This is a genomic window from Arcanobacterium haemolyticum DSM 20595 (genome assembly GCF_000092365.1).
Taxonomy (GTDB): Bacteria; Actinomycetota; Actinomycetes; order Actinomycetales; family Actinomycetaceae; genus Arcanobacterium; species Arcanobacterium haemolyticum.
Map to the genome: position 1 here is coordinate 911,025 of NC_014218.1, position 21,325 is coordinate 932,349.

Sequence of the window (21,325 nt, forward strand, 5' to 3'; positions counted from 1 at the left end):
CTCCTAACGGAATAAAATGAGCTCACTCTATCGCAAGAGTGAATCCTCAGGTGGTGTAACGATGCGAGGAGCATCGTGATGAGCTTGGAAAGTCTTAATAATCGACGCAAACATCAACACAAGCAATATGCCAAGCGTGACGCCAATAAGAACAAAAGCAGACGGGACAGAAAACGACTGTTCTGACGATGGACGATGCTCCAGATTCGACGACGGAACCTGAATCACCCCATTAACATCGCCCGTATTGTCGAAGATTTCGTTTGCACGTTCCAACATTCGCGGCATCCGTGGGCCAATAACCGACGTATCTCGATCCTTATCGCCATCAAACTGGACACTATCTACTGCGTGAATTGCAGGACCGGCTGAGAAGGGAGACAACGGCAAATCCAGAGGAGAAGCCAAGCCGAAAGGCAAAGAAAACAAAACGATAACGCCAAGGCGCTGCACAAACGAACGAATAAAGCACCGCCTCCAAACATGTATGAACTCTATTTGTCTCATTCTAGTTCTGTATTGGTACTGGTTCTAGTTTTTGCGCAGATAATGAAAAGAAGACGCCTTGGAAATCCAAGGCGTCTTCTTTATCTGTGGGCGGTACTGGGTTCGAACCAGCGACCTCTTCGGTGTGAACGAAGCGCTCTACCACTGAGCTAACCGCCCGTTGTGAATGACTCACCTAAAGAGGATACGACGCGGGAGAAGAAAAAGCCAGCGTACGGGACGTGGCGCAGGTCATGTTCTGTGAATTGGACTTTGGGGGGCTGGGGTGGCTATATTTATTGAGCGCCGGAAATGACGAGTTGGAAACAACGAGTTAACGGCCGCAAGCGGATGTAGCTCAGTTGGTAGAGCATCACCTTGCCAAGGTGAGGGTCGCGAGTTCGAGTCTCGTCATCCGCTCGATGGCCTAGCAGGTAACTGCTTACCACAAGGTGGGTTGGCCGAGAGGCGAGGCAGCGGCCTGCAAAGCCGTATACACGGGTTCGAATCCCGTACCCACCTCATAAACTAGGGCGATTGGCGCAGTGGTAGCGCGCTTCCTTGACACGGAAGAGGTCACTGGTTCGAACCCAGTATCGCCCACGGAGAAGATGAAGATCTTCTTAATGCGGATGTAGCTCAGTTGGTAGAGCATCACCTTGCCAAGGTGAGGGTCGCGAGTTCGAGTCTCGTCATCCGCTCAGATATGTCAAGTTTATTCTTGAAAATCGGTGGGCTCAGGAAGCTGAGCCCATTTTAATTGAATAGGGCGATTGGCGCAGTGGTAGCGCGCTTCCTTGACACGGAAGAGGTCACTGGTTCGAACCCAGTATCGCCCACAATAATAAGGAGAGGAACCGGTTGTGGTTCCTCTCCTTGATATTGCTCGCGTGCGTTTCGAGCGTGGCTGTAGCACGCGTGGTTGTAGCAAGTTCGGCCCTCAGGTTTTTAAGCCGAAGTTTGGCCGTATCCGTAGTTAATTCGGCTACGCATTAATTCGCTTCTTGAGAGTGCTTGCGCATCCGCCGGCGAGCCTTCATCACCGTGCTTACACATACAAACACAAGGAACACACTAAACAAGATGTTGCCTGTTTCGGGGCTGATCGATTGGGCTACCCACATTCCAACTGGAGTAATTGCGGATGCGATCGCGCCAACGAATAATCCCACCCGGAGATCTACTAAACCGTAGCGGAAACTTGTGAATGTGCCTGATAGGGCGGTGGGAATCATAGCAAGTAACGAAGTGCCACGCGCAATCAGATCTCCTGCACCAACAACAAGTTCGAGGCCCGGAACGATGATCCCGCCGCCTCCAACGCCAACAAGCCCAGCGAAGATCCCAGACACAACTCCTACAGCAATCATTCCGAACGCAGAAAGTGCAGTGACATGGATACGCGATGCGCGAAGTGGTTCATGGAACTGTTGGATAACAATGATGCTAAGAATAAACGTCACGAAGATCCAGGGAAGGAGCCATTCAGGAAGAATGCGCAGAAGCCATACTCCGATCTGAGCACCTATAAGTGCTCCCAGTGATACGAGAAGCATGGCGTTAATAGAAACGTTCCCCTGGGTCGCATACATGATCGATCCCGTGGCCGCCGTAATGATAATGGCACAAAGAGAAGTGGCTGCAGCTTGGCGCTGGGGCATATCTAGAATGATCATCAACGCAGGAACGATAATCATACCTCCGCCTACGCCAAAGAGCCCAGATAAGAAACCGGCGCAACCCCCTATCACTACGATGGTAAGGATGCGTGCAAAATTAATTGATCGATGTTTACTCACATCTCCACACTAAAGATGCGATCGGGGGCTTCGCAACATCTCTATGGGCCTAGTTGATGTATAGGAAGGGGTGAACGCGGAGCAATCCGCGTTCACCCCCTCGGGGGCGTATCTGCCAGATTCGGCAATCTACGCTTTGCCCAACGGACAGCCAGAGCAGGCGATCCGGGCTTCCGCAGATGACTCTGATTCGCTGTGGCACAGGCCGAGCCCGGAAGAGCACAGAGAAGAAACCACAGTTGTGAGCCCGAGCCGTTCAAAATGCTCGCGCATAACCGAAACGAAAGTCTCTGACGTGCCACATTTCTGTGCCACTGCGGCAGGTGAAAGCCCAGCTTTCAGGCCTCGAAGTACGTGGTCGGTGATTGAATACCGGGGATCCATCAGAAGAACAGCTTTCCAATTTGGAAAACGCCCACAGCCAAGATCCAGGCAATAACTAATTGGGCGGCAACAGCGATTGCGGTGATCTTACCTCCGATAAGCCGCACCTGTTCGCCAACAGTAGCCAGGCATGGAGTGTACGTGAGTACGAAAACGAGGAAAGCGAGTGCAGCCAAGCCAGCGTATTGAGCTCCTGCAGTAGTGGTAAACGTTTCGGAGAGGAGTTCTGGAAGAACACCCAGATCGTCGCCGTTTTCTTCGGCGTCACCGGCAGCTTCGGGATCCATATTGTAGGACACGACGATGGAGGAAACAACTGTTTCTTTGGCAACAAAGCCAGTCATCAATGCGCCGGTCATGTGCCAATCACCGAAGCCCGCTGGAGTGAACACTGGCTCAAGTACCTTGGCAACTTGCCCATAGGCCGAATCTTCCATGGCCAGATCTGGGCTGGCAAAGCCTTCATCTGTTCCGGCTCCAACAGGGATAGCACCCAATAGCCACACCACCATGGTCATCGTTACGATGATGCGCCCGGCTCCCTTAACGAATGTCCAGGAGCGTTGTGCTGCCAGTTTCAGAAGAACAAGAATGCGCGGAGTCTGGTACGCCGGCAAGATGAGCATCAATGGTGCTTCCGCTTCATTCTTTGTGAAGAAGAATTTAAGTACCCAAGCAGCCAGAATAATCATGACGATAGACACAACGTACAAGCCGAATACCACGGTGCCTGCAGAACCAGGGAAGAAGATCTTGGCGATCATTAGGTAGATCGTGAGGCGCGCGGCGCAGGACGTGTATGGCGTAATGATTGCAGTGACCAACCGTTGAGCGGCAGACGGTAGTGCGCGCGCCGCGGCCAGCGATGGCAAGTTACATCCGAAGCCCATGATCAGCGGCAAAACAACGCGCCCGTCCAAGCCGATCTTTCGCATAAGCCGGTCCGCCAAGAATGCTGCACGTGCCAAATATCCGCAGTCTTCCAGCGTGGAAATCGCGGCAAAGATGACGAACATGAGCGGAACGAACGATGCCACAACGCCCAAGCCTGTAGCCAACCCGTTCACCAGCAAAGAGTTCACCCAGGTTTCGTGAAGTCCCACGAGCCCCAGCGCCCATTCGATTCCACGAGCCAACGAGATCGCGCCGTCGTCGGTAGAGCTCATTAACTGATCAAAGAAGTCTTGGGCAGGGCCGATCCAGTCTGCAGCAAGTTTGAAGAGTACCCACATCACTGCGAAGAATACGATTGGCCCCGCGAATGGGTTGAGGAGAATGCGATCGATTTTGTCTGAGCGAGATAGGGTTCCTGGTTCTACCGTGGACGTGGAAACGCCGGCTTCCACGCATTCTACCCATGAGAAGAGCGCCGTAGCTCGCTTGAGTTCGGCTTCCGAGTGCGGATCGTAGTCCTCCGTTGTGCTGTTGAGTGAGTCCAGATCGAGTGATGAAGCGCGCTGGCCGCCGCATTTGCATGAAGAATCCAGTTCAGGTTCAACTTGGCAGCAGTTATCTTTCCCCAGGTCACGCTCGCAACCGCAGGTAGTTTGTTCCAGAAGGTTCCGCGAGTCTCCTGGTGCGCAGTGTTGTTTTTCTGCACGACGCCGGGCCGCTGCTTCGCAAAAGCCCGGAGCCGACGGGTCTGGTTCAATTCCTCGTAGGTAAGGGGAGCTCTCCAAAGCATTGGCGACGAAGGTGTCCAACGTTTCGTATTGCTTTGACTTACGAGCATCGAACGTCATCACCGGAATGCCAAGTGTGGAAGCCAGCGCACCGGCGTCGATGTCTACACCGTTGTTCTTTGCAACGTCGGCCATCGAAATCAACGCAGCCACCGGATGCCCTGTTTGCCCAAGCTGGCCCAACAGATAGAGAGAACGGGTAAGTGATGAACCATCTAATACTGCGAGGATCAGATCGATGTGTTCGCCGTGTGTGGCGGCAACGATGCGAGCCACCACCTCCTCGTCTGGACTTTGGGGGATAAGTGAATAGGTGCCGGGAAGATCGATGATGCGCGCGCCTAGTTTTTTCCATGTGCCAGCGAGCATTTCAACCGTGGTGCCGGGCGCGTTAACCATGGCTTGGTGTGCTCCAGTGACGCCGTTGAAGAGCGTGGATTTTCCAACGTTTGTATTGCCAACGAGCAAAATGGTTGGTTGGTATGTGGCTGTGCGTGCCATTAGTTCAATACCTCTGCTTCGATGAGTTGTGCGCTGCGGTGATCGATTGCGATGCGTGCGCCTGCGATGGTTAAAATGAGGCCACCGTATCCGGCGTGCTGTGAGACAACCCCTTCGGCGCCAACGCGCAATCCCATTTCACGGATACGTAGTTGGCTCCTGGCGAACGGGATGTTAGTGAGTCGAATTGGCACTAGCAGGGGGCATTCTTTGAGAATCACGTGTAGTCCGTTCGTTCAATTTGCAGGTAAGCCTTACCTAAAGGACTGTATAAAAGTAGCGTGTTTTCGTTGTGAATTGGCGGAAATAAGTCCTAAGGGGAATTAATTTTCGAAAGGTTAGTAAGGGTGGGGAGTGGAGCTAGAAATCTCTCTCTGCTGTTATGGCGGTGAAAGGAGGGGTAAGTTTTCGATAGGCGCGTTTAGACTTTGGTAAAAGACTCTTTCTAATACGTTTCATCGAATTTTTTACCTGTAGTGGACGTATCGCAAAAACGTGCCTTTTATCTCCTTTTGGGAACGTGTAAAAGTCTCGTGAGTTATCGCAGAACCTTAACTTAGCAACCGATAGTGTCAAAATTCCTTCAGTTTCTCATTTCGGCAATTGTGGCACCGCGATATTTCGATAATGGGATTCAGTCTCACTTTGGAGTAAGGTTAGCCTCACCTGAATAATTATGATAATTTCCGACCACCACACTGGAGGATATTGTGAAGGCTAAGAAGGTTACCACATCCCTGATCGCCCTGCTAGCAGCATCTACACTCGCACTTGGTGCGTGCTCGGATGCAGGCTCTACACCAAAGAAGGCAGAAACTGCTACATCGCATTCGCACAAGGCTGATGAACATGCGGATCACGCCCACGGTAATGAAAAGTACCCAGAAGGCGTCACGGAATCCACAAAGAAAGCCAGCCTGGATGATTGGGCAGGTACCCACCGCAGCTATTCAACCTACGTTGATGAACCAGAGCTTGCCCCAGCTTTCGAACAGAAGGCTGCAGAATCAGGTGAAACGGTTGAGCAGGTCAAGGATGCCATCAAAGCTCGTGCAACGGCGTTCTCCGGCATGGTTATCACAGATAAGAACATCACGTTCGTGAAGGACCTTGCAAATCTCGCAGCGCCAACGGAAAAGCCGATCGAATACACGTTCGATAAGGCGTTGGATGTTAAGACTGACAAGAAGGAATACACCTGGTTCATCTTCAAATCGAAGGAAGATGCTGGCGATTACACCTACGTTGCGTTGATGCCGATTCACGGCGAAGAAGTTATGGCGCACTACCACATGCGTTACGGCAAGGATATGAAGGCGATTCTTGAGCCTGAGAACAAGCGTTGGTTCCCAACCTTTGTTGATCCGCAAAAGGTGACCTTGGATCAGGTTGCGAAGGCAATCACGCGCAAGAAGAAGCACTGATCTGCGTTTACATACATTTTCATAAGGGAGAGGCCCGTGTTGATTCGCCGTTTGAGTATCGTTGTTGTGGCGTTAGTTGCGTTGTTTGCAGGTTGCGCAGTGATGCCAGACGATGAGCGGATCGATTCGGGCCGTCCCCTTGTATATACGTCGTTTTTCCCGATCGAGTCGATAGCACAGCAGATTGCGGGGGAGAGCGCGGAGGTTCGATCGTTTATGCCCCTTGGGCAGGATCCACATTTGTGGGAACCTACCGCGAATGACATTAAGAAGTTATCTCAGGCCGATTTGCTGATTATCAACGGGGCAAATATGGAACCGTGGGTGGATCAGGTTCGGGAGGCTGTTCCGCGGGTTCCGATTCTTAATTTGGGTGATTATGTTGATTTGATTACGTATCGTGGTGCGGCCGCGTTGGGCGAGTTTCAGTTTATGGCTACGGCGGATTTGGATGCGGATAAGACGTATACGATTGAGTTTGGGCATACTCACGAACCGAATATGCGTATGGCATTGGTTCCGGTGCATGGTGATCAATCCGAAGCTGAATTGGTTCGTGCCGGACGTGATGCCTTGGCTGAGTTTGGCACCGACGTTGAGCAGGAAGCTCACGTTGTGGTGAAGCCGAATCAGGCTTATTCGGTTGCTATGGGGCACGAATCTGGGGAGGTAACGTTTTCGGTTCCGTTTTCGGGGCGGTGGGCGTTTGTATCCGATCGCGTTTCGCAAGAGATTTTGAGTTATACGATTTTTGATGGCGACGACGAATTGGCGCTCGTTCCTGTAATCGACGGCGGTTCGGCTCATACCGATAAGGTCACGTTTGATCCGCATTCGTGGTTGTCTACGTCAAATGCGAAGCGGTATGCGAATGCGATTGTGACAGAACTTGTTAAATTAGCACCCGATGATGAGATTGGGTTGAAGAATCGCAAACGTGATTTTGTTACTGATGTTTCTGCATTAGAAGGGGAATACCAGAAGAAGTTTGGTGAAACTACGCGTAAGGATTTTGTGGTTGCACACCAGGCGTTTGCGTATATTGCTCGCGATTTTGGGCTCACGCAGTTCCCGATTCAAGGTTTTACTGCCAACGAGGCGCCAAGTTTGCGTTCGCTTGTTAACATCATTCGTTATGTTCGCCAAACGGGCCTTCACACGATTTTCTATGAGCACGGTACTGAATCGAAGATTGCTGATGTTGTGGCCCAGGAAGTGCAAGGCTCAAGCAGACCGTTGATATCGATGGAACACATCACTGCTGCGGATGCGACACGTGGCTATGTGGAACTCATGCGGATGAATCTTTCTAATATCTATGAATCTTTACAAAAATCGTGAGAAGAGTGTAACCGTGACGTGTGCAATAACTGTTGATAATGTGGCGTTTTCTTATGGTCATCATGATGTTCTAACCGGCGTTTCATTAAGGATTGATGCTGGTGATGTGGTGTGTTTGACCGGGAATAACGGCAGTGGAAAATCGACCTTGTTAAAACTGATTATTGGCCAGTTGAAACCCAATGCAGGCACAATCTCTGTGTTTGATTCTCCGGCAGGATCGGCAAAAGCAGGTGAATCGATTGGATATGTGCCGCAAACACATGTGGTCAACCGAGTGTCGTTTCCTATTACTGTGCGCGAACTGGTTGTTCAAGGCCTGTCGTCGTCGTTTGGCTTTGTCAAAATCCCGCGTAAGCGGCACTACGATCGCGTCGATACGATGCTTGATCGGCTCGGACTACACGACTACGGCGATACCCCATTTAACGAACTGTCAGGCGGGCTACAACAACGCGCGCTGATTTGCAGATCACTGATTAACAATCCTGATCTTCTGGTGCTTGACGAACCTACGGTTGGCATCGATGCTCGTCATATCTCTGTGTTGCTCACGCTGTTGGACGATATTCGGATCGAACGCAACCTCACTATTCTTATCGTGACTCATGAACGCGACCTTGTTGAACAGCATTTACATGTAGATGCCACCCACACGATTGACAACGGAAAGATGTGCCATGCTTGATCTCATTATTGAATTCGCGTTTGTTCGCCGGACGATGGCCGTTGGCCTGATGCTATCTGTGGCTATTCCGCTGATTGGAATTGTGATGGTGAACCGGCGAACATCGATGATGGGGGATGCGCTATCGCACACCTCATTGGCAGGCGTGGCATTGGGGCTCATCGCTGGATTCGATCCGGTGATTGGCGCGATCGTGGTAGCGGTTCTGGGCGCATTCATCATCGAAGTGATCCGGAAGAAGATGCCGCACTATGGAGATATGGCAACTGCTGTTACGCTCTCCGCTGGCTTGGGAAGCGCCGTGATCTTATCGGATCTGGCGCCGTCTGGGCGATCGTTTGAATCGTATCTTTTCGGCAGTATTTCTGCGGTTACGACCCGTGATGTTTGGTTAACCGCCATCGTGTTCCTTGGTGTGGTGGTCACATCGGTGATCTTCTATGGAGCCCTGTTGGATATGGTGGTAGATCCTGTGCTTGCTAAACTTTCTGGAACGCGAGTAGATCTGGTTAATACGCTGTTCACTGGGCTGGCGGCGCTCACCGTGGCATTGGCCGTGAAAGTGATCGGCGCCCTTTTAGTGGTGTCTCTGATGGTGTTGCCTGTTGCTACCGCCTTGATCGTGGCACGTAGTTATGCCCAAACATGGTGGCTATCCATCTTTATGTCCATTATTTACACCATGAGCGGACTCTACGTATCGTTCACCTTCGACATTCGCCCAGGTGGATCAATCGTTGTCATTGCAGTGGTAGGAATGTTGTTAGCCGCGGGATGGCGGGCGCTGATGAAGCGCCGCGCCATCGCTAGCATTCAACGACGTTAACTGGAACGCGCACGTGAACAGCCAAGCCGCCTAGCGCAGTTTCCTTATATTTCGCTTGCATATCAAGGCCGGTTTCACGCATGGTTACGATGACGTCATCAAGAGAGACGACGTGGGATCCATCTCCGCTCATAGCCGTTCGTGCTGCCGTGATCGCCTTCACGGCAGCAATAGCATTGCGTTCAATACATGGAATCTGTACGAGTCCGCCAATTGGATCGCACGTGAGGCCAAGGTTGTGCTCCATGGCGATTTCGGCAGCGTTTTCAACCTGAGCAGGAGTACCGCCCATAATCGCAGCACACCCAGCCGCAGCCATCGAACATGCTGAACCAACTTCGCCTTGGCATCCGACTTCAGCGCCAGAAATAGATGCCGTATTCTTAAAAATCATGCCGATAGCGGCAGAGGTGAGAAGGAAAGTCTTCACACCTTCCCAATCAGCGCCTTCGATAAAATCACGGTAGTAGTGCAATACGGCAGGAATAATGCCTGCGGCACCATTCGTCGGAGCAGTCACAACACGGCCACCAGCTGCGTTTTCCTCATTCACTGCCATCGCGTAGAAGCCTACCCAATCCAATGCGCGTAGCGGATCGGAAGAATCTTCGTTCGTTAGTTTCCGGTAGAGGGCAGGTGCACGCCGCAAAACCTGCAGCTCCCCGGGAAGGCGACCCTCCGACGTCGAACCATTTTGAACGCACTCCTGCATCACATCCCACACGGTACGCAAATCGCGATCAATTTCTTCTGCCGAATGCATCGATAGCTCATTCGCATACGCGACTTCGGCGATAGACATGCCTTCGCGTTGGCAGTGCTCCATAAGATCAGCGGCGGTTTCGTATGGATACGGAACATCGGCGGTTTCGCTTACTACAGGATCCGTAGGGGAGACGTCGCCAGAAACAATAAAACCGCCACCCACCGAGTAATAAACCTGGTTCGCGATCGATTCCCCTTCGGCATTCCAAGCTTCAAGACGCATACCGTTCGGATGCCCTGGAAGCTCATTCAATCCATCAAGAACGATATCCACCCCAGGCGAAAACGCGATCTCATGCGTGCCCGCTAACTTCATCCGGCCAGTCACCTGGACGTCCGCAACTGCTGGCGCCACAATCTTTGGATTAACCGTTTCAGGAACTTCGCCCATCAAACCGACTATCACTGCACGATCAGTACCATGCCCAACGCCAGTAGCACCCAAAGAACCGTGTAATGTGCACTTGACCTGAGCCACGTCTGGCAAGCGATCGCTCAGATCGGACAAAAACTCTGCCGCAGCGCGCATCGGCCCCACCGTGTGAGACGACGACGGGCCAATACCGATAGAAAACAGGTCAAATACACTCAAAGCCATGCCACTAGAGTAATCGAGAACGCACCCACGCGCGAGGTAAGTGACGAGTATGGCGTTGCTCTTACATGAAGCGGGCGAACGATTAGCGTAAACTAACAATGTTTTAACAATGCCGCGCGCCCTCGTATGGCGAACGGATGATCCAGGAGGCTCATGTGAAGCTCTTAATTGACGGTAATGTTCACGAATGTGATTCCCCGCTTAGCGGCAGTGAATTCTATGCTGATCAGCGCACAATCGTTGCGCTACGCGTGGATGGTGTGTTGAAAGATCTTGATACTGATCTTGCAACTTTGGCCGATGGTGCAACTGTTGAAGGCGTGGATATCAGTGAACCAGACGGCCTGAACATTCTCCGTCACTCTGCAACGCACGTTCTTGCACAAGCAGTCCAGAACCGTTTCCCAGATGTTAACCTCGGCATTGGTCCTTTTATTACGGACGGCTTCTACTACGATTTTGGCAACATCGAATCGGTAACGCCAGAACTACTTAAGCAGCTTGAAAAAGACATGATGCGCATCGTCAAGGAAGGTCAGCGTTTCGTGCGCCGTCCAATTTCTGATGATGACGCGCGTGAAGAACTCGCATCGCAGCCCTACAAGCTTGAACTTATTTCCCTCAAGGGAGGATCTGACGCCGATCGTGATCAGGCGGCAGATGGCGCTTCCATTGAAGTTGGCGGCGGTGAACTGACAATGTATGACAACGTGCGCCGCAACGGTGATGTTGTCTGGACCGATCTTTGCCGTGGCCCACATCTCCCATCAACCAAGCTGATCGGCAACGGCTTTGCTCTTACCCGGTCTTCCGCAGCCTACTGGCGCGGCGATCAGGCTAACGATTCCCTCCAGCGTATCTACGGCACTGCATGGCCAAGTAAGGATGAATTGCGTGCTTACCAGGAGCGCATTGCGGAAGCTGAACGCCGTGATCATCGCAAGCTCGGTTCTGAACTTGACCTGTTCTCTTTCCCAGATGAAATCGGCTCTGGCCTGGCCGTGTTCCATCCAAAGGGCGGCATCATCCGCATGGAGATGGAAAACTACTCCCGCCAGAAGCACATCGAAGGTAACTACTCCTTTGTAAACACTCCACACATCACCAAGGGGAACTTGTTTGAGGTCTCTGGACATCTCGATTTCTATGCGGATGGTATGTATCCTCCGATGCACATGGATGAAGAACGTGACGCAGACGGTAACATCACCAAGCAGGGCGCAGATTACTACCTGAAGCCGATGAATTGCCCAATGCACAACCTGGTGTACAAGTCCCGCGGCCGTTCTTACCGTGAACTTCCACTTCGCTTGTTCGAATTCGGCACTGTGTATCGTAACGAAGCCTCCGGTGTTGTTCACGGTTTGACCCGTGCTCGTGGCTTCACTCAAGACGATGCCCACATCTACTGCACCCGCGATCAGATGAAGGATGAACTTACGCGCTTGCTCACCTTCGTGCTGGATCTTCTTAAAGACTACGGTTTGGATGATTTCTACCTCGAACTGTCCACCAAGAATCCAAAGAAGTTTGTTGGTGACGATGATGTGTGGGAAGAATCCACCCGCACTCTTCAGGAAGTAGCAGAAGCGTCCGGCCTGGAACTCGTGCCAGATCCAGAAGGCGCTGCTTTCTACGGCCCGAAGATTTCCGTTCAAGCAAAAGACGCCCTGGGCCGCACCTGGCAGATGTCCACGATCCAGCTCGATTTCAACTTGCCTGAGCGCTTCGATCTGGAATACACCGGCCCGGATGGCGAACGCCACCGCCCAGTAATGATCCACCGTGCACTCTTCGGTTCTATCGAACGCTTCTTCGGCGTTCTCACCGAACACTACGCAGGTGCCTTCCCAGCATGGTTGGCACCAGTCCAAGTTCGCTGTGTTCCAGTTGCAGATGCGTTCAACGACTACCTAGATTCGGTAGCTGACAAACTCCGTGCTCAGGGCGTACGCGTTGAGGTTGATAAGTCTGACGATCGCTTCCCGAAGAAAATTCGTAACGCATCGAAGGACAAGGTTCCATTCACGCTCATCGCAGGTGGCGAAGATATGGAAGCCGGTGCAGTCTCGTTCCGTATGCGAGATGGTTCGCAAGATAACGGTGTGGCTGTGGATGAAGCCGTTGCACGCATCGTCGATCATATCCGCAACCATACGAACCAGTAAGGATACTCATGCTTTCACGCAGTGGTAGACCTTTCGCGCAACTGGTCTTTGGACCAGTTGCGCGGCTGTTCGTAAAATTGGGGATTGGCGCGAATATCGTGACCTGGGTTGGCACAGTGTTATCGTGTGCATCCGCGCTCTTCTTTCTGCCTCGCAACATGCTGATCACCGGCACAATCCTCACAACGATTGTGCTGATCTTCGATAATTTGGATGGCCAGATTGCTCGGCTTACCAAATCGAGTTCCGCATGGGGATCGTTCCTGGATTCCACGCTAGATCGCGTCACGGATGCCGCCGTCTTTGCAGCACTGGCTGCTTGGGGCTACTATCATGCAGATCCTGCCGTTGCGCCGTGGATGATGAGTGGAGCACTGGCTTCCGGGCTACTTGGAAGCGTTGTTCCATACAGCCGGGCAAAGGCAGAAAGTATCGGATGCGAAGCCGCAATTGGTTTTGCTGAACGTGCAGATCGCCTCGTCTTTGCAGGGGTCTGCACGGTTGCTGTTGGCCTCGGTGCCTCACACTGGATCCTAGCCGGTGGCATGTGGGTACTTGCCCTCCTAGCCGGGATCACGGTTATTCAACGGATGCTCTACGTACGCTCGCAGTTACGAGATCATGAATCCTCATCTGATCTTTAAGCTGATCGATGTGACGGCCAGGCGCATGCCAGAAGCATGCGCCCGGTCGTTATTCGCTGCAATCGGTACACTTGCAGGCTTATCGTCTTCCTCAGGAATAATGCAACTGAGGGCGAACTACGAACGTGTGGCCCCGGCGTCGGGAATCTCCAAAAAACTGCGCTCTGCCACTGCAATGCGCCACTACCTGCGTTACTACTATGAAGCATTCCGGCTCCCATACCTCACGCCAGAACAGATCGATGCGCGCGTGTCGGTAGAAAATATGGAGCCGCTAGCCGCCGCACTCAAAACCGGATCGTGCACGGCAGCGCTCATGCACGCCGGAAACTGGGATCTTGCGGGCGCATGGGCCACCCGAAACCTGGCCCCAGTCCACACCGTGGCCGAAAAACTCGAACCCCCAGAAATCACCCACACGTTCCTTGATCTGCGCAGAAAACTAGGCATGACCATCTATCACGCAGAAAAATCCCAGCACGTGGTAGAAAAATTGACCCGTGATATGGCTGCCACTCGTTGCTTCGTGCCACTCCTATGCGATCGTGATCTCAGCGCCACTGGAGTAGACGTCAACCTATTTGGGCACCACGCGCGCGTTGCACCCGGCCCCGCGATCCTAGCGCAAAAAACCGGCTCGGCCATGTTCCCCATCTTCTGTATTGCGGAAAACTTTCACCACGATAAAGCACGGGTGGCGCGCGCCGGAACCACATGGGGGATACGCCTCATCATCGGCAACCCGATAACGCCGCAGGTCCCACCAACAGCTTCCCGGCCAGAACGCGTCCGTGACGTGCAACGCATGATGGACGAATGGGCCCACTTCATGAGCAGCGCCGCCACACCACACCTCACACACTGGCACATGCTCCAAAAAGTATTCGTCGCAGATCTTGATCCAGCCCGCCTCGCGCGCGCCCAGAAGGAGACACCATGAAAATCGGTATAGCCTGCGGATATTCGTGGGATGTTGCTGGGGGAGTCCAGTTCCATATTCGCGATCTCGCGCAGGAACTGATTGCCCGCGGGCATGAGGTCAGTGTGATCGCCCCTTCCGAACGTCAACCCGGGTGCGATGGTTTGGAAGAATTCGTTTACCCCGTGGGGGCAGCGATTCCTATTCATTACAACGGTTCCGTGGCACGTTTGGCGTTCGGGCCGAAGGTAAATCGGCAGGTTCGCGCCTGGTTGCGTGATTCGCAGCTGGACGTGTTGCATGTGCATGAACCTTTTACTCCGTCTGTTTCGATGTTGGCGTTGATGAGCGCATCGTGCCCTGTGGTTTCTACGTTTCATACGGCGATGGACAAATCGCGTTTGATGTCTATTGCTTCTCCGTTTTTGGTTCCGATGTTGGAAAAAATTCAGGCACGAATCGCTGTTTCGCAGGAGGCGCGCCGTACGGCCGTGCAGTATCTTGGTGCGGATGCTTGGGTGATTCCTAACGGAGTTTTCGTTGATTCTATGCGAGTTTTGGAGAAGGATTCACGATTTGTGGGGAGTGTAGAGGCACCCACGTTAAGTTTTTTGGGGCGTTTGGACGAACCTCGCAAGGGGCTACCTGTGGTTGCGCGGGCATTTGGTGCGATTCGCCGCGAGTTTCCGGGCGTGCGATTGTTCGTGGCGGGCAAAGGTGACGTGGATGTTGCGCGCGAATCTTTTGGCTCCGACGCCGATGCAGTCACCTTCTTAGGTCCTGTTTCCGATGAAGATAAGGCACGTCTTCTCGCCAGCACCGATATTTATCTGGCACCGAATACGGGCGGCGAATCGTTTGGCATTATTTTGGTTGAAGCGATGAGCGCTGGTGCCGGAATTGTTGCGTCGGACATTCCCGCGTTTCGTGCCGTGTTGGGGGATGGGAGTTTTGGGGCTCATTTTTCTAATAACGACGCCGATGACTTGGCTCGCGTTGTCTGTTCCGTGTTGCGAGATCCACAAGGGAGGGGGAAACGTGCACAGGATGCGGAGGCCGCCGCGTGGCGTTATGACTGGTCCTCCGTTGCTTCGCAGATTTTAACTGTGTATGAAACTGCCCGATCTACGGCCGAACTTGAGGTGATGGAGTAATGGCATATGCTATCGGAACCGTTGTTGCGTGCGTGATTCTTATTGGGATCGTGGCATCGCTCAAGGCACGGCGGTTGGATGCGCTTCATAAAAATATCGTGAAGTCACGGGTAGCGCTTGAGGCCGCGTTGAATTCGCGGGCTCGGTGCGCGATTGAAGTGTCGCGTAGCGGTGTTTTGAATTTGGCAAGTTCTGTGGTGGTTGATCAGGCAGCCAGCGAATGTCTGCAAGGCGCGGGTTATGTTTTAGTCGACGACGGCCTGGATGACATCTACGTCAGTGATCCCGACGGCGAACGGATCAGTGCCCTAAAACGTGGCGGACCAAATCGGGTTGCTGCCGAATCTGAACTATCGCGGGTTTTGCGCTACACGGTTGATGAATTAGATGATGCTGATATCCATGGCGACGTGCAATTATTAGCTGAACTTGACCGTGTTCGCCAGGCTGTTCGATTAACTCGCCGCTTCCATAACATTCACGTAGCCGGAGCTCGGCGCATTCGCCGAACCCTTCTTGCTCGGATGTTCCGCATTCACGGATATGCTTCATGGCCTCAAACGGTGGATCTTGATGATGAATAAAGCACAATACTTACGGTTGCCACGAAAGCATTCGCTTGATTTCTATGCCTATATTATTGGTCTGATCGTTTTCACTGGTATTGCGTTTCTTGAAGTGTGGCCGGCACTTGCTGGGCCGGCTGGAATTTCTGGTGCAGTTGTAGCCGGGGTATGGGCGTTGGTTCCCGTGATTTTCACGCTTTTACTGGTGTGGATCATCGATTATTGGGAGCCAGAACCACTGTGGCTCTACGCACTGGCATTTGCCTGGGGCGGTGGCGTTTCCGTTCTTGTTGGCGCCCTGATTAACGATTTTGCATCGTCACGTCTGATTCCAAAACTTCTTGATGAAGGTGCCACAGTGTATGACATTTCGCGCTACACAGCATCGTGGATTGCACCAATTTCAGAAGAAGCCGTGAAAGGCGCTGGGATCATCCTGATCTACGTAGCTTTCCGGCACTACTTCAACGGACCTGTAGATGGAATCGTATACGGCGCGCTGATCGGCGCTGGTTTCAGCTTCACTGAAAACATTCTCTACTTCGTACGCAACTTCGATTTCTTAACCGAAGTATTTACTGTTCGATTCCTCGATGGGCCTCTCAGCCATGATACGTATTCTGCGCTTTTTGGCTTCTTTATTGGTTTCGCAGAGTATTCACGCCACAAATGGGCGATCGTGTGGTGGACAATTCCGGCCATGCTCAGTGCGGGAACATTCCACTTCATCAATAATGACGCACTTAATTGGGAAGGGATGACGTACGAAACGTATAAAGTCATCTCAAACGTGCCGCTCGCCGTCGTCGCCTCAGCCATGGTGATCTACGCTCGCTCATACGAAAAGAAAGCAGTACTTGGTGGCCTCGAACGGTACGTGCGTGAAGGCTGGTTCGCACGCTACGAAGTCACAATGATCGCCCGAATGCGTTACCGGCAACAAGCATTGTTGTGGGCAGAACGCCAAGCGCGCAAACTCGGTGCTCCACCAGGCAAAGGAACTGAAGCCATGCGCCGTTTCCAAGACATCATGCTACAAGTTGGCCACGAAACAACTCGCGCCCAACGCAGTGGAAAACACGTGGCCCTATCCGATCAAACCTATCTTCAAGAACTCCTCCTCAAAGCACAAACTTTACGATCAGTCTTCACCACGGGGTAAGGAACACTCATGACCTCACAAGACACAATCGACTTCGTCGAATGGCCTCTCAACGAAGAAGGATACCCATACAGAAAAGCCGCGCGAATAGTCGTTTTTAATCCTGCCGGGGAAATTTTTCTGATCCTCGGCCACGATATCGATGAACCCAGCCAAACCTGGTGGTTCACGCCAGGTGGCGGAATCGAAGCAGAAGAAAGCCCCGCCGATGCTGCGGTACGTGAGCTGAGGGAAGAAACGGGGCTCGTCGTCGATAAAAAGCGGCTCATAGGCCCCGTGCTCATGCGATACTCAACCTTCCACTTCGCCGCAAAAACACGAAAACAAGACGAAGAATTCTTCGTCATTCATATCGACGAATCCGAAGCAGAACTCATCAACTCAGGGCACAATCGTGAATGGACCACGCTGGAACATCACCTACTCGACGATCAAACATGGTGGAACCTTGACTCGTTACGCGCCATCCAAGACACAGGCCAATGGGTATTCCCACGTGATCTGCCCGAATTCGCACGCGAATGGCAGGGCACTTGGGATGGTGTGTGTCGCACTATCGTAGAAGAATAGCCCTAAATTTTTCGGCACACCTGTAAAAGGCTGTAGAATGCCAGAGGTAGATAACGTGATAGAAGGAGACACCCGTGTCAGGACACTCTAAGTGGGCCACCACGAAGCACAAGAAGGCAGCGATTGATGCCAAGCGCGGCAAGTTGTTCGCTCGTCTTATCAAGAACATTGAAGTTGCTGCCCGCACCGGCGGCGGAGATCCTGCTGGAAACCCAACCCTCTATGATGCGATCCAGAAAGCAAAGAAGAACTCGGTTCCAGCAGATAACATCGATCGTGCAGTCAAACGTGGATCCGGTGAAGGCGCAGAACAAGTCAACTACGAAAACATCATGTACGAAGGCTACGGCGCAAACGGCGTGGCAATCCTCATCGAATGTTTGACCGATAACCGTAACCGCGCAGCGTCCGACGTTCGCGTGGCGCTCACCCGCAACGGTGGAACCTTGGCAGATCCAGGTTCCGTGTCCTACATGTTCTCCCGCAAGGGCATTGTTGAAGTGCCAAACACCGGTGATTTCAGTGAAGATGACATCCTGATGGCCGTACTCGATGCAGGCGCTGAAGAAGTGACGAACGAAGGCGACGTATTCGAAGTCCTCTCCGAACCAAATGACGTCGTTGAGGTTCGTAAAGCACTCCAGGCCGAAGGCATCGATTACAACTCCGCTGAAGTTCAGTTTGTGCCATCGATGAAGGTGCCGATTACCGATGTAGAGACCGCCAACAAGCTCATGAAGCTGATTGACGCTCTTGACGACGTTGATGACATCCAGGCTGTGTACTCCAACCTGGATCTTTCTGACGACGTCGAAGCAGCACTCGCTGAGGAAGACTAAATGCGAATTCTCGGGATTGATCCCGGTCTGACGCGCTGCGGTATATGCGTTCTTGATGCCGCCGGAGCGCGCAGGATTTCGCTTGTATCCGTTGGTGTGGCGCGCACTGATCCCCAGATGGCGCCGCACCAACGGCTTTTAATGATCTCCCAAGAACTAGAAGAAACGATCCACGCCCATCGGCCAGATGTGGTTGCGGTAGAACGTGTGTTTGCGCAAGATAACGTGCGTTCCGTGATGTCTACTGCTCAAGTTGTGGGGATTGTACTGTTGGCTGCTGCGAAGGCAAGTTTGCCGGTGGGGATGCATTCGCCATCTGAAGTAAAGGCAGCCGTGACGGGAAATGGGCGCGCTCAAAAAATCCAAGTACAGACTATGGTGCAACGGATCCTTGGGCTGGATAAGCTGCCGCGCCCGAAGGATGCCGCTGATGCGATCGCCGTGGCTATCTGCCATGCCTGGCGCGGGGGAGCACAGGACTTCGTGGAACTGGATCGCTCCCAGCACGGTGGCGCAGGTATGTTGCCTCGTGCCGAAGGCGCCGATCTTACTCCTGCTCAGAAAGCGTGGGCAGCGGCTGAGCGTATGTCACGTAGGCACGGAGCAGTCAAGCCTTCATGATACACTGATTCAAACAGGTGTTCGAAAGGTAAAAGATTGTGATCGCAAGTCTGCGTGGAATAGTTAGTGCTATTGGCATTACATCGGCAGTAATTGAGGTTGGTGGCGTTGGGATGAGCGTGCAGGCCACCCCTACAACGTTGAGCACGTTGCGTATGGGCGCTGAAGCTCATCTTATGACCTCCCTGATAGTCCGCGAAGATTCACTTACTCTTTATGGTTTCGGTGATATCGATGAACGCGATGTTTTTGATATTCTCACTGGGATTAGCGGAATCGGGCCGCGTACTGCTCTGGCTGTTTTAGCTGTGTTAACTCCTGATGCTTTACGTGATGCTGTTGCTACAAAGAATGAAGCGGCTTTAACTCGCGTATCGGGTATTGGCAAAAAGGGTGCCCAACGTATGATTCTTGAACTGGGCTCCAAACTTGGGCCTACGCGGGGGAGCGCTACGGCTAGTGGAGCCGATACGCGCGTGGTGCCTGCTGATGCGGATGTTCTAGAAGCCCTCGTTAACTTGGGCTGGAATGAACGCGAAGCCGCCCCGGCGGTTCACGAAGCAACGAATAAAATGCCTGGTGCTTCTGTGGCAGAACTTCTACGTGCCGCTTTACAGATTCTAGGTAGCAGGAGATAACCATGGAATGGAATGAGATCACTGATACCGGTGCGTCAGATACTGAACGCGCTCAAGAAGCTGCATTGCGGCCGAAACGATTAGAAGATTTTGTGGGGCAGCAGATCGTACGCGAACAACTTTCGCTAGTTCTAGATGCTGCTATCGCACGCCAGAAAGCTCCGGATCACGTATTACTTTCCGGGCCTCCTGGACTAGGAAAAACCACGCTTGCGATGATTATCGCTGCTGAAGTGGGGGGCGCGTTGCGTCTCACTTCTGGCCCGGCGATTCAACACCCTGGTGATCTTGCAGCTGTGCTTTCTTCGCTTCAAGAAGGCGATGTTCTCTTCATCGATGAAATCCACCGCCTTGCTCGCACTGCTGAAGAAATGCTTTATCTTGCGATGGAAGATTTCCGCGTGGATGTGATGGTGGGTAAAGGCCCGGGGGCCACGTCGATCCCATTGGCATTGCCACCATTTACCGTTGTTGGGGCAACTACGCGTGCGGGCATGCTACCTGCACCATTACGTGATCGATTCGGCTTTACGGCCTATCTTGATTACTATACTCACGAAGAACTGGCATCTATCGTGGAGCGAAATGCGATAAAACTTGATGCGGAACTATCTGCTGATGCCGCTGTGGAAATCGCTTCGCGTTCGCGTGGGACCCCACGTATCGCCAACAGGCTGTTAAGACGTGTCCAGGACTGGGCTCAAGTTCGCGGTACGGGAAAACTGGATGTTGAAGCTGCACGTTCTGCGTTGAACGTGTTTGAAGTTGATCTACGTGGGCTTGACCGGCTGGATCGAGCAGTGCTTGAGGCGCTGTGCCGGCGTTTCAATGGTGGCCCTGTAGGCCTCACAACATTGGCTGTTTCTGTAGGCGAAGAACCAGAAACGATTGAAACCGTTGCCGAACCGTACCTTATGCGGCAAGGGTTTATTTCTAAAACTCCGCGCGGGCGCATCGCAACTCCGATGGCCTGGGAACACTTAGGGATAATCCCGCCCGAAAACACACTATTTTCTTAAAGAACAGGCGGGCTAAACTCCGTATCTTACGTGTTCTAATGTGGCGTTGTACCAAAATGCGGAGGAATCTCCGTTCTAGCACCTATAACGGGTAGACTTTGATCCGTATGGCATCTCTCTATTGGAACGAGGATTATCAATGGAATTCATTATTCCGCTTCTCTTTGTCGTGATATTCATTTTCTTCATGAATGCGACTGCGCGTAAAACGCAACGTCAACAAAACGAACGGAGAGAAGAAGCAATCGTCGTTGGCAATAATGTTGTCACAACGTCCGGTTTTTTCGGGCGCATTGTTGATATTGATGGAGACGCCATTACATTGGAATCCCCGTCAGGTGACGAAACTGTGTGGCTACGTTCCGCGATCATGTCGCAAATGGACATCCCGCTCGCCACAGTTGACGAAGACGAATCGTATAACGCTGATGAAGAGGAAGAAGTAGCGTCGCCGCTCACATCTGATTCCACATCGAGCGATAACCAAGGATCTGCGTGGAAGTAACCACCAGCCTTAAAGAATGTCAAGGA

General features: G+C 52.5%; 21 protein-coding genes and 6 tRNA genes. 21 read left to right on the plus strand and 6 right to left on the minus strand.

Going from position 1 to position 21,325, the window contains the following annotated elements:
- Window positions 1-27 precede the first annotated feature (27 nt).
- Window positions 28-507: a hypothetical protein gene (locus ARCH_RS04060; protein ID WP_013170026.1), complete on the minus strand. Its 480-nt coding sequence runs from the start codon at window positions 505-507 to the stop codon at window positions 28-30.
- An 87-nt stretch (window positions 508-594) separates the two neighbouring features.
- A tRNA-Val gene (locus ARCH_RS04065) sits at window positions 595-666 on the minus strand.
- A gap of 167 nt (window positions 667-833) precedes the next feature.
- Between ARCH_RS04065 and ARCH_RS04070 the strand changes: the two genes are divergently transcribed.
- The 5 genes from ARCH_RS04070 to ARCH_RS04090 all read left to right on the plus strand — a co-directional run bounded on the left by ARCH_RS04070 (window position 834) and on the right by ARCH_RS04090 (window position 1,325).
- Window positions 834-906: transfer RNA gene (locus ARCH_RS04070), tRNA-Gly, on the plus strand.
- 31 nt (window positions 907-937) lie between these two features.
- Window positions 938-1,008: transfer RNA gene (locus tag ARCH_RS04075), tRNA-Cys, on the plus strand.
- A 9-nt stretch (window positions 1,009-1,017) separates the two neighbouring features.
- A tRNA-Val gene (locus ARCH_RS04080) sits at window positions 1,018-1,089 on the plus strand.
- 25 nt (window positions 1,090-1,114) lie between these two features.
- Window positions 1,115-1,187, plus strand: a tRNA-Gly gene (locus ARCH_RS04085).
- Between the two features lie 66 nt (window positions 1,188-1,253).
- A tRNA-Val gene (locus tag ARCH_RS04090) sits at window positions 1,254-1,325 on the plus strand.
- Window positions 1,326-1,478: 153 nt separating this feature from the next.
- Here ARCH_RS04090 and ARCH_RS04095 read toward each other — a convergent pair.
- From ARCH_RS04095 to ARCH_RS09655, 3 genes are all read right to left on the minus strand, one after another.
- The gene (locus tag ARCH_RS04095) at window positions 1,479-2,285 is read right to left on the minus strand and encodes a sulfite exporter TauE/SafE family protein (RefSeq protein ID WP_013170027.1); all 807 of its coding nucleotides are present in this window, start codon (window positions 2,283-2,285) and stop codon (window positions 1,479-1,481) included.
- Between the two features lie 383 nt (window positions 2,286-2,668).
- Complete coding sequence (gene feoB, locus ARCH_RS04105) at window positions 2,669-4,852, minus strand: ferrous iron transport protein B (RefSeq protein WP_013170029.1); 2,184 nt, start codon at window positions 4,850-4,852, stop codon at window positions 2,669-2,671.
- On the minus strand, window positions 4,852-5,046 hold the full coding sequence (locus tag ARCH_RS09655; RefSeq protein WP_041640359.1) for a ferrous iron transport protein A: 195 nt from the start codon (window positions 5,044-5,046) through the stop codon (window positions 4,852-4,854). Before ARCH_RS09655 ends, feoB begins: the two co-directional genes overlap by 1 nt.
- Before the next feature lie 516 nt (window positions 5,047-5,562).
- Between ARCH_RS09655 and ARCH_RS04115 the strand changes: the two genes are divergently transcribed.
- From ARCH_RS04115 to ARCH_RS04130, 4 genes are read left to right on the plus strand one after another with little or no spacing between them, the layout of a single operon-like run.
- Window positions 5,563-6,276: a ZinT/AdcA family metal-binding protein gene (locus ARCH_RS04115; RefSeq protein ID WP_013170030.1), complete on the plus strand. Its 714-nt coding sequence runs from the start codon at window positions 5,563-5,565 to the stop codon at window positions 6,274-6,276.
- A gap of 36 nt (window positions 6,277-6,312) precedes the next feature.
- Entirely contained in the window at window positions 6,313-7,617 is a 1,305-nt protein-coding gene (locus tag ARCH_RS04120) for a metal ABC transporter solute-binding protein, Zn/Mn family (protein ID WP_013170031.1), read from the plus strand.
- The gene (locus ARCH_RS04125; protein WP_049765820.1) at window positions 7,595-8,305 is read left to right on the plus strand and encodes a metal ABC transporter ATP-binding protein; all 711 of its coding nucleotides are present in this window, start codon (window positions 7,595-7,597) and stop codon (window positions 8,303-8,305) included. The genes ARCH_RS04120 and ARCH_RS04125 overlap by 23 nt, the downstream gene beginning before the upstream one ends.
- Window positions 8,298-9,131 carry a metal ABC transporter permease gene (locus tag ARCH_RS04130; RefSeq protein ID WP_013170033.1) on the plus strand — a complete coding sequence of 278 codons (834 nt, stop codon included), beginning with the start codon at window positions 8,298-8,300 and terminating at the stop codon, window positions 9,129-9,131. Before ARCH_RS04125 ends, ARCH_RS04130 begins: the two co-directional genes overlap by 8 nt.
- Here the strand turns inward: ARCH_RS04130 and ARCH_RS04135 are convergent.
- Window positions 9,112-10,494 carry an L-serine ammonia-lyase gene (locus ARCH_RS04135; protein WP_013170034.1) on the minus strand — a complete coding sequence of 461 codons (1,383 nt, stop codon included), beginning with the start codon at window positions 10,492-10,494 and terminating at the stop codon, window positions 9,112-9,114. The two genes, ARCH_RS04130 and ARCH_RS04135, sit on opposite strands and share 20 nt — an antisense overlap.
- 137 nt (window positions 10,495-10,631) lie before the next feature.
- Here ARCH_RS04135 and thrS point away from each other — a divergent pair, with 137 nt between their 5' ends.
- From thrS to yajC, 12 genes are all read left to right on the plus strand, one after another.
- A complete protein-coding gene (gene thrS, locus ARCH_RS04140; RefSeq protein ID WP_041640360.1) occupies window positions 10,632-12,662 on the plus strand; it encodes a threonine--tRNA ligase in 2,031 nt (676 codons plus the stop codon).
- 8 nt (window positions 12,663-12,670) lie between these two features.
- Window positions 12,671-13,306 (plus strand): phosphatidylinositol phosphate synthase, encoded by a 636-nt coding sequence (pgsA, locus tag ARCH_RS04145; protein ID WP_013170036.1) that lies wholly within the window; start codon window positions 12,671-12,673, stop codon window positions 13,304-13,306.
- Window positions 13,284-14,246, plus strand: a complete 963-nt coding sequence (locus ARCH_RS04150) for a phosphatidylinositol mannoside acyltransferase (RefSeq protein WP_013170037.1) — start codon at window positions 13,284-13,286, stop codon at window positions 14,244-14,246. The genes pgsA and ARCH_RS04150 overlap by 23 nt, the downstream gene beginning before the upstream one ends.
- On the plus strand, window positions 14,243-15,379 hold the full coding sequence (locus ARCH_RS04155; protein ID WP_013170038.1) for a glycosyltransferase family 4 protein: 1,137 nt from the start codon (window positions 14,243-14,245) through the stop codon (window positions 15,377-15,379). Before ARCH_RS04150 ends, ARCH_RS04155 begins: the two co-directional genes overlap by 4 nt.
- Window positions 15,379-15,963 (plus strand): hypothetical protein, encoded by a 585-nt coding sequence (locus ARCH_RS04160; RefSeq protein ID WP_013170039.1) that lies wholly within the window; start codon window positions 15,379-15,381, stop codon window positions 15,961-15,963. Before ARCH_RS04155 ends, ARCH_RS04160 begins: the two co-directional genes overlap by 1 nt.
- On the plus strand, window positions 15,953-17,107 hold the full coding sequence (locus ARCH_RS09345) for a PrsW family intramembrane metalloprotease (protein WP_049765822.1): 1,155 nt from the start codon (window positions 15,953-15,955) through the stop codon (window positions 17,105-17,107). The genes ARCH_RS04160 and ARCH_RS09345 overlap by 11 nt, the downstream gene beginning before the upstream one ends.
- A gap of 9 nt (window positions 17,108-17,116) precedes the next feature.
- A complete protein-coding gene (locus ARCH_RS04170; protein WP_013170041.1) occupies window positions 17,117-17,677 on the plus strand; it encodes an NUDIX hydrolase in 561 nt (186 codons plus the stop codon).
- A 74-nt stretch (window positions 17,678-17,751) separates the two neighbouring features.
- On the plus strand, window positions 17,752-18,516 hold the full coding sequence (locus tag ARCH_RS04175; RefSeq protein ID WP_013170042.1) for a YebC/PmpR family DNA-binding transcriptional regulator: 765 nt from the start codon (window positions 17,752-17,754) through the stop codon (window positions 18,514-18,516).
- Window positions 18,517-19,137 carry a crossover junction endodeoxyribonuclease RuvC gene (gene ruvC / locus ARCH_RS04180; RefSeq protein WP_013170043.1) on the plus strand — a complete coding sequence of 207 codons (621 nt, stop codon included), beginning with the start codon at window positions 18,517-18,519 and terminating at the stop codon, window positions 19,135-19,137. It abuts the gene before it with no gap.
- A 38-nt stretch (window positions 19,138-19,175) separates the two neighbouring features.
- Window positions 19,176-19,775: a Holliday junction branch migration protein RuvA gene (gene ruvA, locus ARCH_RS04185; RefSeq protein WP_013170044.1), complete on the plus strand. Its 600-nt coding sequence runs from the start codon at window positions 19,176-19,178 to the stop codon at window positions 19,773-19,775.
- A 2-nt stretch (window positions 19,776-19,777) separates the two neighbouring features.
- Window positions 19,778-20,794, plus strand: a complete 1,017-nt coding sequence (ruvB, locus tag ARCH_RS04190; protein WP_013170045.1) for a Holliday junction branch migration DNA helicase RuvB — start codon at window positions 19,778-19,780, stop codon at window positions 20,792-20,794.
- Between the two features lie 139 nt (window positions 20,795-20,933).
- The gene (yajC, locus tag ARCH_RS04195) at window positions 20,934-21,299 is read left to right on the plus strand and encodes a preprotein translocase subunit YajC (RefSeq protein ID WP_013170046.1); all 366 of its coding nucleotides are present in this window, start codon (window positions 20,934-20,936) and stop codon (window positions 21,297-21,299) included.
- Window positions 21,300-21,325: the final 26 nt, after the last annotated feature.

Coding starts and splice junctions, on each gene's coding strand:
- ARCH_RS04060 (WP_013170026.1), bottom strand. CDS start 507: ATGAGACAAATAGAGTTCATACATGTTTGGAGGCGGTGCTTTATTCGT.
- feoB (WP_013170029.1), bottom strand. CDS start 4,852: ATGGCACGCACAGCCACATACCAACCAACCATTTTGCTCGTTGGCAAT.
- ARCH_RS04125 (WP_049765820.1), top strand. CDS start 7,595: ATGAATCTTTACAAAAATCGTGAGAAGAGTGTAACCGTGACGTGTGCA.
- ARCH_RS04130 (WP_013170033.1), top strand. CDS start 8,298: ATGCTTGATCTCATTATTGAATTCGCGTTTGTTCGCCGGACGATGGCC.
- ARCH_RS04135 (WP_013170034.1), bottom strand. CDS start 10,494: ATGGCTTTGAGTGTATTTGACCTGTTTTCTATCGGTATTGGCCCGTCG.
- thrS (WP_041640360.1), top strand. CDS start 10,632: ATGATCCAGGAGGCTCATGTGAAGCTCTTAATTGACGGTAATGTTCAC.
- pgsA (WP_013170036.1), top strand. CDS start 12,671: ATGCTTTCACGCAGTGGTAGACCTTTCGCGCAACTGGTCTTTGGACCA.
- ARCH_RS04150 (WP_013170037.1), top strand. CDS start 13,284: ATGAATCCTCATCTGATCTTTAAGCTGATCGATGTGACGGCCAGGCGC.
- ARCH_RS04155 (WP_013170038.1), top strand. CDS start 14,243: ATGAAAATCGGTATAGCCTGCGGATATTCGTGGGATGTTGCTGGGGGA.
- ARCH_RS04160 (WP_013170039.1), top strand. CDS start 15,379: ATGGCATATGCTATCGGAACCGTTGTTGCGTGCGTGATTCTTATTGGG.
- ARCH_RS09345 (WP_049765822.1), top strand. CDS start 15,953: ATGATGAATAAAGCACAATACTTACGGTTGCCACGAAAGCATTCGCTT.
- ARCH_RS04170 (WP_013170041.1), top strand. CDS start 17,117: ATGACCTCACAAGACACAATCGACTTCGTCGAATGGCCTCTCAACGAA.
- ruvC (WP_013170043.1), top strand. CDS start 18,517: ATGCGAATTCTCGGGATTGATCCCGGTCTGACGCGCTGCGGTATATGC.
- ruvB (WP_013170045.1), top strand. CDS start 19,778: ATGGAATGGAATGAGATCACTGATACCGGTGCGTCAGATACTGAACGC.
- yajC (WP_013170046.1), top strand. CDS start 20,934: ATGGAATTCATTATTCCGCTTCTCTTTGTCGTGATATTCATTTTCTTC.